At 66.0% G+C, this 15,708-nt stretch carries 14 protein-coding genes; 9 read left to right on the top strand and 5 right to left on the bottom strand.

The window, feature by feature from the left end; all coding sequences use genetic code 11:
• Nucleotides 1–7: 7 nt before the first annotated feature.
• Nucleotides 8–1,255 (bottom strand): sensor histidine kinase, encoded by a 1,248-nt coding sequence (locus tag ACQ4WP_RS11480; protein ID WP_436520644.1) that lies wholly within the window; start codon nt 1,253–1,255, stop codon nt 8–10.
• Nucleotides 1,245–2,597 carry a sigma-54-dependent transcriptional regulator gene (locus ACQ4WP_RS11475; protein ID WP_436520642.1) on the bottom strand — a complete coding sequence of 451 codons (1,353 nt, stop codon included), beginning with the start codon at nt 2,595–2,597 and terminating at the stop codon, nt 1,245–1,247. The genes ACQ4WP_RS11480 and ACQ4WP_RS11475 overlap by 11 nt, the downstream gene beginning before the upstream one ends.
• A gap of 257 nt (nt 2,598–2,854) precedes the next feature.
• Here ACQ4WP_RS11475 and ACQ4WP_RS11470 point away from each other — a divergent pair, with 257 nt between their 5' ends.
• From ACQ4WP_RS11470 to ACQ4WP_RS11435, 8 genes are all read left to right on the top strand, one after another.
• Nucleotides 2,855–4,147, top strand: coding sequence for an efflux RND transporter periplasmic adaptor subunit (locus tag ACQ4WP_RS11470; RefSeq protein ID WP_436520640.1), 1,293 nt, complete (start codon nt 2,855–2,857; stop codon nt 4,145–4,147).
• 30 nt (nt 4,148–4,177) lie between these two features.
• On the top strand, nt 4,178–4,858 hold the full coding sequence (locus tag ACQ4WP_RS11465; protein WP_141170895.1) for an ABC transporter ATP-binding protein: 681 nt from the start codon (nt 4,178–4,180) through the stop codon (nt 4,856–4,858).
• Nucleotides 4,855–7,248, top strand: coding sequence for an ABC transporter permease (locus ACQ4WP_RS11460; protein WP_436520638.1), 2,394 nt, complete (start codon nt 4,855–4,857; stop codon nt 7,246–7,248). The genes ACQ4WP_RS11465 and ACQ4WP_RS11460 overlap by 4 nt, the downstream gene beginning before the upstream one ends.
• A gap of 16 nt (nt 7,249–7,264) precedes the next feature.
• Entirely contained in the window at nt 7,265–9,673 is a 2,409-nt protein-coding gene (locus ACQ4WP_RS11455) for an ABC transporter permease (protein WP_436520636.1), read from the top strand.
• A gap of 246 nt (nt 9,674–9,919) precedes the next feature.
• A complete protein-coding gene (locus ACQ4WP_RS11450) occupies nt 9,920–10,570 on the top strand; it encodes a TetR/AcrR family transcriptional regulator (protein ID WP_353659779.1) in 651 nt (216 codons plus the stop codon).
• 170 nt (nt 10,571–10,740) lie between these two features.
• Nucleotides 10,741–11,391: a protein-L-isoaspartate O-methyltransferase family protein gene (locus tag ACQ4WP_RS11445; protein ID WP_436520634.1), complete on the top strand. Its 651-nt coding sequence runs from the start codon at nt 10,741–10,743 to the stop codon at nt 11,389–11,391.
• A gap of 13 nt (nt 11,392–11,404) precedes the next feature.
• Nucleotides 11,405–11,728 (top strand): rhodanese-like domain-containing protein, encoded by a 324-nt coding sequence (locus ACQ4WP_RS11440; RefSeq protein ID WP_426071805.1) that lies wholly within the window; start codon nt 11,405–11,407, stop codon nt 11,726–11,728.
• A gap of 141 nt (nt 11,729–11,869) precedes the next feature.
• Nucleotides 11,870–13,210: a TolC family outer membrane protein gene (locus tag ACQ4WP_RS11435; protein WP_436520632.1), complete on the top strand. Its 1,341-nt coding sequence runs from the start codon at nt 11,870–11,872 to the stop codon at nt 13,208–13,210.
• Between the two features lie 70 nt (nt 13,211–13,280).
• Here the strand turns inward: ACQ4WP_RS11435 and ACQ4WP_RS11430 are convergent, their stop codons facing one another.
• Nucleotides 13,281–13,748: a DMT family transporter gene (locus ACQ4WP_RS11430; protein ID WP_436520630.1), complete on the bottom strand. Its 468-nt coding sequence runs from the start codon at nt 13,746–13,748 to the stop codon at nt 13,281–13,283.
• A gap of 92 nt (nt 13,749–13,840) precedes the next feature.
• On the opposite strand from ACQ4WP_RS11430, the gene ACQ4WP_RS11425 reads away from it, so the two are divergent.
• Complete coding sequence (locus ACQ4WP_RS11425; protein ID WP_436520628.1) at nt 13,841–14,746, top strand: LysR substrate-binding domain-containing protein; 906 nt, start codon at nt 13,841–13,843, stop codon at nt 14,744–14,746.
• 4 nt (nt 14,747–14,750) lie between these two features.
• Here ACQ4WP_RS11425 and gloA read toward each other — a convergent pair whose 3' ends face one another.
• Nucleotides 14,751–15,158, bottom strand: a complete 408-nt coding sequence (gene gloA, locus ACQ4WP_RS11420; protein ID WP_436520626.1) for a lactoylglutathione lyase — start codon at nt 15,156–15,158, stop codon at nt 14,751–14,753.
• A gap of 121 nt (nt 15,159–15,279) precedes the next feature.
• A complete protein-coding gene (locus ACQ4WP_RS11415) occupies nt 15,280–15,702 on the bottom strand; it encodes an OsmC family protein (RefSeq protein WP_034788746.1) in 423 nt (140 codons plus the stop codon).
• Between the last annotated feature and the right edge of the window lie 6 nt (nt 15,703–15,708).

Genomic DNA, 15,708 nt, shown 5'->3' with positions numbered 1-15,708 from the left:
GTCCGCTTTAAAAGCTGAGCAGGAAACAGGCGCCGGCGCCGACCGGGCGCGCATGGCGCAAGGTGCCGCCGTTGGCATGGGCCAGGTGGCGCACCAGCGTCAGGCCGATGCCGCGCCCCTGCTTCCGGGTCGAGAAAAACGGCATGAAAATGTGCGCGGCCAGCGTGTCGGGCACGCCATGGCCATTGTCGCGTACTTCGATGCGTAGCCGCGCGCCCCGGCTCAGGCGGGCGCTGACCGTCACGCGCGGCGCGGCAATATCGTGCGTGGCTTCGGCGGCGTTCTTGAGCAGGTTGATCAGCGCCTGTTCCAGCTGGCCTGCATCGATCCGCACTTCCAGCGATGCCGGTTCGACGGAAAATTGCGCGATGCCGCCGCGCGCCTGCCAGGCCGGCGCCAGCAGCGCTTCCAGGCGTTGGAACAGCTGTTCGAGGCACACCGTTTCGGGCTGCGGTGCGGGCACGCTGGACAGGCTGCGGTAGCTTGCCACGAAGTCGGCCAGGCTGGCGGCACGGCGCGCGATGGCGTCGAGCGCCGTCGCCAGGTCGGCATGAGTGTCTTGCGGCAGCAGGGGGCGCACGTCCGCCAGCAGGTCGCAGGCCGTGCGCGACAGCGAGGCGACGGGCGTCAGCGAATTCATGATTTCATGCGTCAGCACTTGTACCAGTTCGCGCCAGGCATTGAGCGCCTCGGCTTCCAGTTCGCTTTCCACCGGCATCAGCGCCGCCAGGTGCTGCGGCGCGCCGTGCAGCGTCAGCGCCGCCACGGCCACGAGTGCCCGCTCCACGCCCCGTTCCGTGTCAAAACTGAGCAGGCGGCGCTGGCCGGGCGGCTGCGCGGCCAGCAGTTGCTGCCACCGCTGCGGCACGCTCGCATGCCCAGGCGCGAGCTGGCGCCTGGCGCTCGCATTGAGCGGCGTCACGCTGCGTTCCACGGCGCCGTTCTGGATGCGGAACAGGGCGATGGGCGCATGTTCGAGACAGGCTTCGAGCGCCCTCAGCGATTCTTCATCGGGCGTTGGCGGCGGTGCCGCCGCCATGGCCGCTGTCATTGTCGACTCCTGGCGCGACAAGCGCGGCGCGAGGCATTTCATGCAGCGGTACAGCAGCCACGCCGGCGCTATGGCCAGCAGCAGGCACAGCACGCTCAGGCGCGGCGATGCGAGCGCGAAAAAATACCCGGCGGCGGCGGCCGGCACCAGCATGGCGGCGATGCTGGCGCTGGCCGCCGTCTTGAGGCCGCGCTCAGATGCCATGTTTGTTCAGCTTGCGGTACAGGGCGGCGCGACTGATGCCCAGGGCCTTGGCCGCATGGCTGATATTGCCGTCGACCTGTTCCAGCGTGCGGTGAATGGCGTCGCGTTCCAGCGCGCCGAGCGTCTGGCGTGCATAGGCCGGTGTCGCGGGTGCCGCAGGCGCCTGGCCGGGGCTGTCGAACAGGCCGAAGTCGCTGCGCGTGTAGTGCGCTTCGCGCCCCAGGATGACGGCACGTTCGCAGGCATGGCGCAGCGCGCGCACATTGCCAGGCCAGTCATGCCGCTGCAGGTAGTCGAGCGCCTCCGGTCCAGGTGCGCGTGGGGGGCGTTGATACTGGCTTTCGTAGTGCGCCAGGTAGTGCCGCAGCAGCATGGCGATATCGTCGCGGCGCGCACGCAGCGGCGGCACGCGCAGTACGATGGTATTGAGGCGGAACAGCAGGTCGGGCCGGAACACGGCCGGATCGAACAGGCGCGCTTCATCGACATTGGTGGCGCTGAGAATGCGCACGTCGATCGCTTCCGGACGGTCGGCGCCGAGCGGCGTCACTTCGCGCCGTTCCAGCGCCGTCAACAGTTTGGCTTGCGCCGCCAGCGGCAGATTGCCGATTTCATCGAGAAAGAGCGAGCCGCCGCGCGCCGCCTGGAAGCGCCCCGCGCGTTCATTTTTGGCATCGGTGAATGCGCCTTTGCGGTGGCCGAACAATTCGCTTTCGAAGGTTGCCTCCGGCACGGCGCCCATGTCCACCGACAGCATCGGACCGGCGGTGCGGCGCGAGGCCTGGTGCAGGGCGCGCGCCACGAGTTCCTTGCCGACGCCATTTTCACCCAGCACCATCACATTGGCCTCGGTGGGGCCGACACTGGCGACCATCGCGCGCAGCTCGCGCATGGCGTGGGAGTCACCCATCAGGTCCGGTGCGGCATTGGCTGTGGCGGCCGTGCCTGCGCGGCGCGCCAGCGCATGTTCGACGGCGGCGGCCAGGCGCGCATTGTCCCAGGGCTTGGTGATGAAATCGCCGGCGCCGCGCTGCAGTGCTGCCACGGCCAGCGGCACGTCGGCATACGCCGTCATGGCGATCACGCAAGGCGGCTGTGGCAGCGCGCGCAGCAGGTCGAGCAAGGCCAGGCCTTGTGCGCCATTGGTCTGGCCGGGCTGGAAATTGAGGTCGAGCAGCACCACATCGGGCACCGCCTGGGCCAGCAGCGCGGGCAGGCCTGCAGGGTCGCACAGCGTATCGACTTTGCCGTCGCGATAGCGCCGCCGCAGCAGCAGCTGTGCGGCGCAGGCGACATCGATGTCGTCGTCGAGGATCAGGACGTGGGCTGCGGTGTGGGCCATGGAGAGCATAGTGAGCGTCGGTCGGTGGCGCATTCTAGCAGCCGCGCTGGCGTCGTGGCGGCCGCTGCGGGCATGCCTGTTTGCCGGCGCTGTGCGCTTGCGAACAGCCGCTGTCCGGAAATGGACACTGCGGGACACCGCACCGCACCGCCAGCGCCGGAGAACGGCTGCGGGGCGCATGTCCGCGTGGCGCCCGCTGCTGGCACGCTGCTTGCTGATATGCGAAGAAACCTTGTGCGAAAGACGTGAAAAAAAATATGCATGCTCCTCAATCTGCTATGCCCCATTTGCCGTCCAGCGGCGCGGCCATGGATACGCGCGTGCCGCGCAGCCGGCGCAAACTTGTCATTGCCGGCTTGGCGGGCATGCTGTTGGCCGCGCTTGCCGCGGCCGGATGGTGGGCCATGCCACGCGGCTTGCAGGTGCCTGCCGCCGAATTGCGCATCGGCGTCGTGGCGCGTGGTATTTTCCTCGATGAAGTGGTGGTGCGCGCCAGCGCCGAGCCGCTCCATTCCGTGCTGCTCGATTCGGTCGAGTCGGGTCGCATCGAGGAGGTGTATGCCAGCGATGGCGCACTGGTCAAGAAGGGCCAGCTGCTGTTCCGCATCTCCAATCCGCAGCGTAACCTGGAACTGCTGGCCCGCAAGGCCGAACATGCGCAGCAGATTTTCAACTTGTCCAATTTGCGCGTGGCGCAGCAGGCCAGCGCCAGCGAGCATCAGCGCCGCCTGGATGACCTGGCGTTCGCGCTGCAGCAGGGCGGCAAGCAGCATGCGCGCAATGTCAGGCTGGCGGCGCAGGGCTTCATTTCCAGCGTGGCACTGGAGGAATCGGCCGACAGGCTGCTGCAGCAGCAGCGCGCGCTGGCGCAGGAACAGCAGGCGGCGCAGACGGAATCGGTGGTGCGCCACGATGCGGCCGGCCAGCTTGGAGCATCCATCGCGGGCCTCAGTTCGGGCTTGCTCCTGGTCGGCGCCACGGTCGACGCCCTGGCCGTGCGCGCGCCGTCCGCCGGCCGGCTGACGGACTTCCGGCTGCAGGTGGGCGAGTCTATCGCGACGGGCAAAAATGTGGGCCGCATCGACGACCCTGTGCGCTACAAGCTGTCGGCCAGGGTGGATGAGTTTTACCTGAACCGCATGGCGGCGGGACGGCACGCCAGCATCGTCCAGGCTGGCCGCGATTACGCGCTGAGCGTGCAGACGATTTATCCGCAAATCAAGGAGGGCCGCTTCACGGTGGAACTGGTGTTCCTGCACGGCCAGCCGCCCGTGCTCAACCCGGGACAAAGCCTCGATGCGCAGATCACCCTGGGCGAGCCGGCCGCCGCGTTGCTGCTGCCGAACGGTGCCTTCATCAACGACAGCGGCGGCGCCTGGGTCTTCGTGCTCGATGCGTCAGGCGGGCAGGCGCAGCGGCGCGCAGTGCGTATCGGCCGGCGCAACAACAGCCAGCTCGAAGTGTTGCAAGGGCTGCAGGCAGGTGAGCGCGTGATCCTGTCGGCCTACGCGGCATATGGAAATTCCCCCAGATTGCACATTAGCCGGTAAATTCCCACCATCCTCAATAAAGGTCCCACCATGCTCAAACTAGTCGGCGTCAGCAAGATGCATCAGTCAGGCGATATCCAGACCAAGGCCCTGGATCGCATCGACCTCGAGATCGAGGCGGGCGAATATGTCGCCATCACCGGCCCGTCCGGCTGCGGCAAATCGACCCTGCTGGGTCTTCTGGGTTTGCTCGATATTCCCAGCCATGGCGAATACTGGTTCGAGGGCCAGAATGTGGCAGGATGGAGCGAGGCAAAGCTCAATGCGCTGCGCCGCGGGCGCATCGGCTTCATCTTCCAGAGCTTCAACCTGATCGAGGAACTGAGCGTGTTCGAGAACGTGGAGCTGGCGCTGGAGTACAACGGCACGCCAGCGCGCGAACGGCGCCAGCGCGTGGCCGCCATGCTCGACAAGCTGGGCGTGGCGCACCGCGCCGGACACCGGCCGTCACAACTGTCGGGCGGCCAGCAGCAGCGCGTGGCGATCGCGCGCGCGCTGGTGGCCGGGCCGGCCGTCTTGCTGGCCGATGAACCCACGGGCAACCTCGATACGGCGCACGGCAATGAAGTCATGCGCCTGCTGCGCAGCATCAATGCGGAGGGCACGACGGTGGTGATGGTGACCCACTCGCCCGACCATGCGGCGCAGGCGTCGCGCACCCTGCATTTGCTGGATGGCCGCGTCATGGTCGACGCCTTGCAGGCGGCATGAAGGCGGCCGATTTTCGCATCGGCTGGCGCCTGCTGGCGCAGCAGCGGGGCGCCTCGGCGGCCGTCATCCTGGGTCTGGCGGTGGGTTTCGCAGCCTGCTTCCTGCTGCTGGGCTTTGTCGGCTACAGCCTGGGCTACGATAGCCAGGTGCCGCAGCGCGAGCGCGTGCTGCTGGTCAAGCAGCGCATCAATCTGTTCATCCGCCCCGAGTGGCAGAACTTTGCCTATCTGTCGCTGCGCGATGTGGCGCAGCGCAGCGGCGCGGTCGGCATGGCGAGCATCGTCAAGGAACTTGACTTGCCCGTGCAGCGCGGCGAGCGCCCGTATGCGCTGAACGTGCAAGCGGTCGATGCGGATTTCGCCAGCCTGTTTGGCGTGACGGCGCTGCAGGGCGACCTGCGTTCGACGCTGGCGCAGCCCGATGCCGTGGCGTTGACGCAAACGGCGGCGCGCAAGCTGTTTGCCGACGCATCCGCGCTGGGACAGCTGTTGCAGATCGGCGGCGTCACGCTGAAAGTGCGCGCCATCCTGCCTGACCATCAGCGCAACACCACCGTGCCGTATGAAGTGCTGGTGGGCACGCTCAGCAGTGCCTGGCCGGCAGCGCAGCGCGAGGCCGCTTTTGCCGGCAGGGGGCGCGGCGCCATTTACCTGCAGATGCGCCCCGGCGCAGACCCCGACGCGCTGGCGGCGCTGCTGCAGCAGGCCGTCAACGACTCGCCGCAAGACCGGCAGGTGCGCGGGGCATCCATGGGACGCGCGCTTAACGGGCGCAACGTCACCGACATCGCGCTGCTGCCGCTGGCACAGGCTTACTTCGATGCGGACCTGTACAACAGCCGCGCGGCGGCGCGCCATGGGCAGCGCGCCAGCGTGGCGGGACTGGCCGTGCTGGCGCTGCTGATACTGGCCCTGGCCGTCATCAATTACGTGAATCTGGCCACCGTGCGCACCTTGCGCCGCCAGCGCGAAATCGGCGTGCGCAAGCTGCTTGGCGCCGGTGCGGCGCGCCTGGTGCAGCAGTTCCTGGCCGAGTCGGTACTGACGGCGCTGCTGGCGGCCGCCGCCGGCTTGCTGCTGGCCTGGCTGGCGCTGCCGCTCTTTGCCGAGCTGGTGCAGCGGCCGCTGGACGATATCTTCACCGCCTGGCGCTGCGCCGGCGCCTTGCTGTTCGGCGTGCTCACGGGCTTGTGTGCGGGCGCCTATCCTGCCTGGTGTGCGCTGCGCGTGCGACCCGGCCCCGCGCTGGCGGGCCGCGGCAACAGCGAAACAGCGGCTGGTCTGTGGTTGCGCCGGGTGCTGACGGTATTGCAGTTCGGCGCTGCCATGGCGCTGTGCGCGGCGACCCTGGCGGTCGGCTGGCAATCCTGGTATGGCAGCCACGCCTCGCCGGGTTTCACGCCGGATGGCTTGCTGGTGTTGGATTTGCCGCCGGGGAGCGAAGAGAGCCCGCAGGCGCGCGCCTTCGAAGAGGCGCTGGCGCGCCTGCCCGGCATCGCTGGCGTGGCGGGCATCGCGGAAGCGGTCGGGCGCGATAGCAGTAAGGTCGTCGGCAGCGTCAGAACGCGCGACGGGCGCGACGTGCGCCTGGAATACAAACCCATGACGCCAGGCTGGTTTGCCCTGCACCGCATCGTGCCCTTGCACGGGCGGTTGTTCGATGCGGCGCAGGACCGGATCGGCAGCCAGGTGGTGGTGCTGAATGCGGCGGCGGCGTTGGCGCTGGGTTATCCCACGCCGCAGGCCGCCGTGGGACAAGCGATGCCGGACGGGCAGGTGATTATCGGCATTGCGCCGCCGATCCGTTTCCAGGACATGCGCCAGGCTGCCCAGCCGATGCTGTTCGATCTGCGCCATGGCGGCGCGCTGTCCTTGCGCAGCAAGGATGATGTGGCAGCGGCCCACGCGCGCATCGAGCCGCTGTGGCGGCGCTATTTTCCGGAGCGGATGCTGGAACTGCGCACGGCGCAAAGCCTGTTGACGGGGATGTATGCCGAGGATCTGCGCCTGGCGCGCATGCTTGGCCTGGCCAGCCTGATCGCCATGCTGCTCGCCGCCTTCGGCATCTATGTGCTGTCGGCCTACAGCGTGCAGCGCCGCAGCCGTGAAATTGTGCTGCGCAAGTTGCATGGCGCAGGCCGTGCCGCCATCGCCCGCCTGGTGGGGCGCGAATTCATGCTGCTGCTCGCCGCTGGCGCCGTACTGGGCCTGCCGCTGGCGAACCTGGGCATCGCGCGCTACCTGGCCGGCTTTGTCGAACGCGCGCCGGTGGGCGCCTGGCCCCTGGCGGCGGCATTGCTGCTGGCCATGCTGGTGGCCTTGCTGGCTACCGTGCGGCACACCTGGTCGGCCATGCGCATGGCGCCGGCGCAAGCCTTGCGCGCTGACTGACACTTCAAGGGATACCATGATGTCTGCACGAGATTTTCGCATCGGCTGGCGCTTGCTGGCGCAGCAACCGGCGTATTCCGCCGCCGCGCTGGGCGGGCTGGCGACGGGTTTTGCGCTGTGCCTGCTGCTGCTTTGCCTGGTCCGCTATTCCTTCAGCTTCGATGCTGCCGTGCCGCAAGCCGAGCGCGTGTATGTGCTCAAGCACAGGCTCAACTTCGTTCCGCAGCCGCAGTGGCTGGAGTACACGCCATTTGCCCTGCGCGAGGTGGCCCTGCGCAGCGGTTTTCCCTTGCAAGCCAGCGTGTTCTGGCCGCGCAAGGCGACCTTCGAGCAGAATGGCCGCCAGCAGGAGCTTGAGATCACGGCCGTCGATCCCGCCTTTGCCGCCATCTTCCAGCCGCGCGTGCTGGCCGGCGACCTGTCGGCGGCGCTGAGCCGGCCCGATGGCCTGGCCCTGACGGAGTCGATGGCGCGCCGCCTGTTCGGCCGCAGCGACGTGCTGGGGCGTGACATTGCGCTGGACCGGCAACGCCTGCGCGTGCGCGCCGTGCTGGCCGATCCGCCACTGGCCAGCACGGTGCCCTATGCGGTGCTGGCGGGTACGGGCAGCGTGCTGTGGCCTGCACGCCAGCGTGACGCGGCCCTGGCCAACTGGATGGGCATCGCCGGCAAAATTTATGTCAAGACGGGAGCGGGAGTGAGCGCCGAAGCCTTGCGCGGCGTGCTGCAGGCTGCCACGGACCGGGGGCCATGGAACAGCCTGGTTCCGCCGCAGCAGCGCGCCACGCTGGGCGAGCGCAAGCCGGTCGAGATCGCGCTGGGTCCCCTGCGCGACGCCTATTTCGATACCACGGTGGCCAATACCATCGGCAGCGGTCCGCGCGCCGACCGACGGCTGGTGCTGGGACTGGGCGCCATCGGCCTGCTGATCCTGCTGCTGGCCGTGTTCAACTACATCAGCCTGGCGGCCGTGCGCACCTTGCAGCGCCAGCGTGAAATCGCCGTGCGGCGCGTGCTGGGCGCCTCCTCGGGGCAGTTGCTGGCCCAGTTCATGGCCGAATCCCTGTTGCTGTCGCTGGGAGCCACGGCGCTGGGCGTGCTGCTGGCCTGGCTGCTGCTGCCCCTGTTCGCTACGTTGGTGGCGCGGCCGCTGGATGACATCTTTGCGCCGTGGCCCCTGCTGCTGTGCGTGCTGGCCGGCGCGGCGGCGGGCGCCTATCCGGGTTGGCTGGCCTGTCGTGTCGACATGCGCCAGGCGCTGGCGCAGCGTAGCGGCGACACCCGCGGCAGCGCCGGCCTGCGCCGCGTGCTGACGGTGCTGCAACTGGCCCTGGCGATGGGCTTGGGCAGCGTGGCGCTGGCGGTGGGCTGGCAGACGCATTTTGCCAGCGAGGCTGCACACGGCTTCGATGCGGCGCCGTTGCTGGTGCTGGAACTGCCGCAGGAACAGGATATGCGCCAGCCGGCCAGCGCCGCCTTCCGCGACGCCGTGGTGCGCTTGCCCGGCGTGGCGGCGGTGGCGGACAGCCGCGACGTGCCCGGCCGCGACGGGGGCGGCGGCACGCGTTCAAGCGATATCGTGCAGCGCGGGGACGGCGGCAGCATCTCGCTGGAGATCCGCGAAGTCAGCGCCACGTTTTTTGATGTGTATGGCGTTTCCGCGCTGGCCGGGCGCGCGTTTGATCCCGCCATCGAACGTGAGCCGGGGACCAGCGCCATCGTCATCAACATGGCGGCTGTGCGCGCGCTGGGCATGGCCACGGCGCAGCAGGCGCCGGGACGCTGGCTGAATGGCAAGGCGCTGCAGATCGTCGGCGTCGTGCCGGACATCCGCTGGCAAAGCTTGCGTGAACCGCTGCTGCCGGTGATGTACCGGCTCGACGCCGCCAATGCGATGCTGACGCTGCGCCTGGCGGCGGGGGCGGACGGCACCGCCGTGGCGCAGGCCATCGCGCCCCTGTGGCAGCGCTATTTCCCGGGGCAAGTGTATGCGCCCAAGCCGCTGGCGGCGTATGCTGCCAGCGCGTATGCCGACGATCGCCGCATGGCCAGCCTGCTGGCCTGGGCCAGCGCCGCCATCTTCGTGCTGGCGGCCTTTGGCGTGTATGTGCTGGTGGCGCACAACGTGCAGCGGCGCGCGCGCGAGATCGTGTTGCGCAAGCTGCATGGCGCCGGGCGCCTGGCCATCGGGGCGCTGGTGGTGCGCGAATTTCTGTGGCTGGTCGCCATCGCCGGCGTGACCGCCTTGCCGCCTGCAGCGTTGGCGATCGCGCGCTACCTGGCGGCCTTCAGCGCGCATCCGCCCATCGGTGTCTGGCCCCTGGTGCTGGCGCTGCTGGCGGCCTCGCTGGTGGTGGCCCTGGCGAGCGCGCGCCACGCCTGGCTGGCCATGCGCATGGCGCCAGCGCAAGCCTTGCGCGATTGAGACGGGCTTGCTGCAAGCGTCAGCCCCAGGCACTCCCGGCCGATGGGCGCTCTGCAACTGCGACGCGTTACAATGGCGAGCGTACGGATCAGCCAGCAGGCGAGGTACGCCTACTTATATGTATACGTATCAGTGTACTTTTGCGTCCCTTTCGTGGGATCGGGATGGACCTGGCGGCCGCGCTTGACCTTGACCGTAGACCGGTCTACCATTAATGACTTAAAAGTAAGTTACTTGGAAAGACACATGCAAGCCCCGATTGATACCAAGCCCCGCTGGGAGCGGCGCAAGGATGCCCGCCCGCAGGAGTTGCTCGCCGCCGCCCTCGACCTGTTTGTCGAACGGGGGTTCGCATCGACGCGCCTGGAGGATGTGGCCAAGCGGGCCGGCGTGTCGAAAGGCACGCTGTACCTGTACTTTGAGAACAAGCAAGAGCTGTTCAAGGCCGTCGTGCGCGACAATATCGTGCAGTCGATCGGCGAGGCGGAAGACAGCATGGCCGCCTCGGACAGCAGCAGCGCCGAGCTGTTGCGCAAGGTGATGATGCAGTGGTGGGAAGAATTCGGCGCCACCAAGCTGGCCGGTTTGACCAAGCTGATGCTGGCCGAAGCGAACAATTTCCCGGAACTGGCGCAGTTTTACAACGAAGAAGTCGTCACGCGCGGCAATGGGCTGATCGTCAGCCTGCTGGAACGGGGCATGCAGCGGGGCGAATTTCGCCAGGTCGATCCCGTGCTGGTCAGCACCATCCTCAGCGCACCCGTCACCATGCTGATGATGTGGACGCACTCCTTCCTGCCATGCGAGGTCAAGAATATCGATCCGCTCGCCTACATGGATGCCTTTATCGACATGAGCTTGCGCAGCCTGCAGGTGGAGGCGCCCGGAAAAAGCTGATGCGCCGGGCCTGGCTACAACCGTTCAGTTGCCCCTTTTCCAAGGTTCGCCCCCTCAAATCTGCAGATCGTCGCAAATTTCCTCCATTCCCCGCCTTTATGGTTAACATGTGCTTTCAGCCAGTTCAACGATAAAATGGCGGATTATTACTTCACTTACCGAGTCCAAAGATGAATATCGAACAAGCCCGCTTCAATATGATCGAACAGCAGATCCGTCCATGGGACGTACTGGATCTCGACGTGCTGGAGCTGTTGAACGTGGTCAAACGTGAAGATTTCGTGCCGGCCGCTTATAAAAATCTGGCCTTCGTCGATACCGAAATTCCACTGGGCGGCGGCGAATGCATGCTCACGCCAAAGCTGGAAGCGCGCATTTTGCAAGACGTAGCCGTTAAAAAACATGAAAATGTGCTGGAGATCGGCACCGGTAGCGGCTACATGGCCGCTTTGCTGGCGCACAAGGCGCGTCATGTGACGAGCGTGGAAATCGTTCCCCAATTGAAAACCCTGGCCGAGCAGAACCTGGCCGCCAATGGCGTGACGAACGTGACTGTGGAACTGGGCGACGGCGCCCAGGGCTGGAGCAAGGGCGCACCGTACGACGTGATCGTCGTCTCCGGCGCCCTGGCCGTGTTGCCGGAAACACTATTGCAACAAGTCAAAGTCGGCGGCCGCATCCTGGCCATCATCGGCGAAGCGCCGATCATGTCGGCGCATTTGATCACGCGCAGCTCGGACAAGGCTTACGACACGCGCAAGCTGTTTGAAACCAATGTCACGCCGCTGCAAGCCGTGGCACCGTCGCATTTCCAGTTCTGAGGCGACCGATTCGATGGAGCATTTGAGTGCACCGCAGCTGGCCGCCTGGCTGGCTGATCCTTCCCGCGCGCGTCCCCTGTTGCTGGACGTGCGGGAACAGTGGGAGTTCGACCTGTGCCACCTCGACGGTGCCACCCTGATGCAGATGAACTCGATTCCTGCGCGCATCGATGACCTCGATGAAGACGCCGAGATCGTCTGCATCTGCCATCACGGCATGCGCAGCATGCAAGTGGCGGCCTTCCTGGAGCGCAATGGTTTTGGCAAGATCAGTAATTTGACGGGCGGCGTGCATGCCTGGGCGCTGCAAGTCGACAGCGCAATGCCTAAATACTAAGTTATGTTGCAGTAGATGCACCCAGGCATGTTTTCCTGCATGCCTGCGGAGGCCTGTACCCCGCTCACCCGGCGGGCGCAAGGCAAGCGGTAGCAGATTTTTGATTCCATCAACTTTTGACGACTCCAACGGAGAAATGCAATGCGGAAACCCCTTATCGCCGTGCTGATGACCAGCGCCTTTGTCTCGATGACATGCTCGCTGCAAGCGCAGGCGGCCGATCTCATCCAGGTGTACCAGCAGGCGCTGGCCAATGACGCACAGTATGCCAGCGCGCGCGCGGCCCTGTCGGCCGGGATGGAGCGGGTTCCGCAGGGGCTGGCAGGCTTGCTGCCGCAAGTGTCCGCCTCGGGCAGCAATACGCGCGGCAATACCGAGCAGATCGTCCAGAACAATGGGGGCAACAAGATCACCTCGCCGTCCGTGAACGTGCGTACGAACAGCTACAACCTGACCCTGGCGCAACCGCTGTTTCGTTGGGACCGTTGGGAAACCTATCAGCAAAGCAAGCTGGCGCAAGCGATCGCTGAAGCGCAATTTGCGCAAGTCCAGCAAGACTTGATCACCCGCGTGGCGCAGGCGTATTTCGACGTGCTGAGCGCGCAGGACAACCTGGGCGCCACCCAGGCGCAAAAAGTCGCCACGACGGAGCAACTGGCATCGGCCAAGCGCAATTTCGAAGTCGGCACGCAAACGATTACCGACACGCACGAAGCGCAAGCGGCCTACGACCTGGTGGTGGCGCAGGAATTTGCCGCCATCAATGACCTGGCCAACAAGCGCAGTGCCCTGCAAACCATCATCGGCGAGGCGCCGACGAATCTGGCGCCGATGCGCATGGGCGTGGTCATCAGCGCGCCCGAACCGGCTGCCGTCGAGCCGTGGGTGTCGTCCGCCGAAGAGCAGAACTATGGCGTCGTCACGGCCCAGTTCAATGTGGAATCGGCCAAGCGCGACATCGGCCGCAACCGCGCCGGCCACTACCCGACCCTGGACCTGATCGCCAACACGGGCCATAGCTACACCTCCGGTGGCGGCAATGGCAACGGCAATAACAACAATGCCATCGGCGTGCAGTGGAGCATCCCGATCTTCAGCGGCTTTGCCGTCACCAGCAAGGTGCGCGAATCGATCGCGCTGGAAAACAAGGCCCGCAACGACCTGGAAACGGCACGCCGCACGGCGTCGCAAGGCGCGCGCCAGGCTTTCCTCGGCGTCAACAGCGGCCTGGCGCAAGTCAAGGCGCTGGAAGCGGCGGAAGTGTCGAGCAAATCGGCGCTGGAGTCGAACCAGCTCGGCTATCAAGTGGGCGTGCGCATCAATATCGACGTCTTGAATGCGCAGAAACAGTTGTTCTCGACGCAAAAAGACCTGTCGAAGGCCCGTTACGACACCATCATGAACGGCTTGCGCCTGAAGGCAGCGGCCGGCACCTTGAAGGAAACGGATCTGGTGCCAGTCAACGCCTTGCTGGACAAGTAATCCAGCGTTTGCGCGGGATCAAAGCCAGCACCGGCAACGGCGCTGGTTTTTTTTCGTCCCGCGCCCGGCGTCACATGGAGCGGCTGTTGGCGACTTGGGTGAGGACGACGCCCGCCACCACCAAGGCCGCACCGGTCCAGTGCAGCGGAGAAATATGCTTGACGGCAAAGCCCAGCAAGCCGTAGCGGTCGATGGCCAGCGCGGCCAGCATCTGTCCGCCGATGACGGCCGCCATGAAGGGACCGGAACCCATGCGCGGCGCCAGCATCAGTGCCGCCGTAATATAAAACACGCCGGCCGCGCCACCCAACCAGGACCAGCCCGGCCCGCGCACGGCGAGGTGGAAATCGGGTGCAGGCACGCGCCAGATCAGCATCACCAGCGACGCGAGCACGGCGCTGACGGCCAGCGAAGCGATCGCGGCCCACAGCGGGTGGCCCAGGTTGCGGCCCAGTGCGGCATTCGCGCCCGCCTGGAAAGGGACGACGGCGCCGGCCAGCATGGCCAGCGGGGCAAATACGGTAATCCATCCTTGCATGTGTGACTCCATCACTTTGAGTTGATGGCGTCATCGTATTATGCTGTCATGATTAAATCCAATTCGTAATTTGTCATTCAATTATGCACCAAATGAATAATCTACGCGCCGTCGATTTGAACCTGCTGGTGATCCTGGAAGCGCTGCTCAGCGAACGCCATCTGTCGCGCGCGGCGCAGCGCTTGCACATGAGCCAGCCTGCCGTCAGCCATGCGCTGGCACGCTTGCGCCACTTGCTCGACGACCCGCTGCTGTTGCGCGGCAAGGGCGGCTTCCAGCCCACGGCGCGCGCGCTGGCGCTGGCGCGGCCGCTGGCCGAGGCCCTGCAAAGCGTGCGCTCCGTGCTCGGCGGTGCCGTCTTCGAGGCGGCCACGGCGCAACGCGTGTTTCGCCTGGCCATGTCCGATTATGGCGCAGCGTTGATCTTGCCTGCCTTGCTGCGCCGCTTGCGCGTGGAAGCGCCCGGCATCGACCTGGCCATCAGCTATGCCAGCCGTCCGGCCGTGGTGGCCGGCGTGCAGGATGGCGAGATCGACCTGGCGCTGGGCGTGTTCCCGCAATTGCCCGAGCAGTTACACAGGGAAACCTTATTTGAGGAAACGTTCGTGTGCGCGCTCGATCCGGCCAGCCTGGCGCCCGGTGAAACATTGAGTTTGGAGACCTATCTGGCGCGCCCCCATGTGCTGGTGGCGTCCAGCGAGGGCGGCATGGCAGCCGAAGTCGACGCGGCCCTGGCCCAGTTGGGCCAGACGCGCCGCGTCGCCGTGCGCGTGCCGTATTGGACGGTGGCACCGGATGTCGTGCTGGGGACGGATCTGATCCTGACGGTGGCGCAGCGCGCCTTGCGCGGCAGCGCGGCGCAGGGGCTGGCACAGCATTCTGCGCCATTTGCCATCGCGCCATTTGCGTTTGAAGTGATACGGCACCGCCGCACGGACGGCGATGCGGGCATCGCCTGGCTGCGCGCCGCGATTGCAACGGCCGCAGGGCCAGGCTGATGTGTTACAGCCCGCCGCCCTGGCCGTCGAACTTGCGTTCGATCAATTCGATCTTGTAGCCATCCGGATCGGTGATGAAGGCGATGACCGTGTGGCCACCCTTGACGGGGCCCGGTTCGCGCGTGACGTTGCCGCCATTCGCCCGTGCCGCGTCGCAGGCGGCGACGATATCGTCGGCCGAGATGGCGATGTGGCCATACGCCGTGCCCAGCTCGTAGCTGGTGGTGCCATAGTTATACGTCAGTTCCAGTTCCGCGTGGTCGGGATTCGCGCCGTAGCCGACGAAGGCCAGCGTGTACTGGTATTCGGGATTGTCGCTGGTGCGCAGCAATTTCATGCCCAGGACCTTGGTGTAAAAATCGATGGAGCGCTGCAGGTCGCCGACCCGTAACATGGTGTGCAAAATACGCATCGTAAATCCTTGAGGGTGAGGGGAGTGGCAGGATTTTATGCGTTTTATGGCTTTCTTGCCGAGACCGCCCGGCTGCCCTGGTGCAGGACAGCAGCGGACGGTGACGTTAGTGCCTCTGGATTTACTCCAGATGGGCGTCCAGGGTGATTTCCGTGGCCAGCAACTTCGACACGGGGCAGCCCAGCTTGGCGCGCAGGGCCGCATCCTGGAACGCTTCCTCGGTGGCGCCGGGAATGCTGGCCACCAAGGTCAGGTGCACGGCCGTGATGGCATAGCTGCCATCGATTTTTTCCAGGCTGACATCGGCCGTGGTTTTCAGGGCCGTGGCGCGCAAGCCCGCTTCTCCCAGCTGGCCGGACAGGGCCATGGTGAAGCAGGCGGCATGGGCGGCGCCGATCAGTTCTTCCGGGTTGCTGCCGGGACCGTCTTCGAAGCGCGTGTTGAAGCCATATGCCACATTGTCGAGCGCGCCGCTTTGGGTGGAAATAAACCCTTTGCCATCTTTAAGGCCGCCACTCCAGACGGCTGATCCTGTTTTTTTCATGATGTG

This window comes from Janthinobacterium lyxosi (assembly GCF_051380665.1).
Taxonomy (GTDB): Bacteria; Pseudomonadota; Gammaproteobacteria; order Burkholderiales; family Burkholderiaceae_D; genus Janthinobacterium.
Note: the sequence above shows the minus strand (reverse complement) of the source record. Positions and strands in the feature narration are given on the sequence as shown.

Excerpts from the sequence above, each read along its gene's own strand:
- ACQ4WP_RS11480 (WP_436520644.1), bottom strand. The coding sequence starts at position 1,255 with ATGGCATCTGAGCGCGGCCTCAAGACGGCGGCCAGCGCCAGCATCGCC.
- ACQ4WP_RS11475 (WP_436520642.1), bottom strand. The coding sequence starts at position 2,597 with ATGGCCCACACCGCAGCCCACGTCCTGATCCTCGACGACGACATCGAT.
- ACQ4WP_RS11470 (WP_436520640.1), top strand. The coding sequence starts at position 2,855 with ATGCATGCTCCTCAATCTGCTATGCCCCATTTGCCGTCCAGCGGCGCG.
- ACQ4WP_RS11465 (WP_141170895.1), top strand. The coding sequence starts at position 4,178 with ATGCTCAAACTAGTCGGCGTCAGCAAGATGCATCAGTCAGGCGATATC.
- ACQ4WP_RS11460 (WP_436520638.1), top strand. The coding sequence starts at position 4,855 with ATGAAGGCGGCCGATTTTCGCATCGGCTGGCGCCTGCTGGCGCAGCAG.
- ACQ4WP_RS11455 (WP_436520636.1), top strand. The coding sequence starts at position 7,265 with ATGATGTCTGCACGAGATTTTCGCATCGGCTGGCGCTTGCTGGCGCAG.
- ACQ4WP_RS11450 (WP_353659779.1), top strand. The coding sequence starts at position 9,920 with ATGCAAGCCCCGATTGATACCAAGCCCCGCTGGGAGCGGCGCAAGGAT.
- ACQ4WP_RS11445 (WP_436520634.1), top strand. The coding sequence starts at position 10,741 with ATGAATATCGAACAAGCCCGCTTCAATATGATCGAACAGCAGATCCGT.
- ACQ4WP_RS11440 (WP_426071805.1), top strand. The coding sequence starts at position 11,405 with ATGGAGCATTTGAGTGCACCGCAGCTGGCCGCCTGGCTGGCTGATCCT.
- ACQ4WP_RS11435 (WP_436520632.1), top strand. The coding sequence starts at position 11,870 with ATGCGGAAACCCCTTATCGCCGTGCTGATGACCAGCGCCTTTGTCTCG.
- ACQ4WP_RS11430 (WP_436520630.1), bottom strand. The coding sequence starts at position 13,748 with ATGCAAGGATGGATTACCGTATTTGCCCCGCTGGCCATGCTGGCCGGC.
- ACQ4WP_RS11425 (WP_436520628.1), top strand. The coding sequence starts at position 13,841 with ATGAATAATCTACGCGCCGTCGATTTGAACCTGCTGGTGATCCTGGAA.
- gloA (WP_436520626.1), bottom strand. The coding sequence starts at position 15,158 with ATGCGTATTTTGCACACCATGTTACGGGTCGGCGACCTGCAGCGCTCC.
- ACQ4WP_RS11415 (WP_034788746.1), bottom strand. The coding sequence starts at position 15,702 with ATGAAAAAAACAGGATCAGCCGTCTGGAGTGGCGGCCTTAAAGATGGC.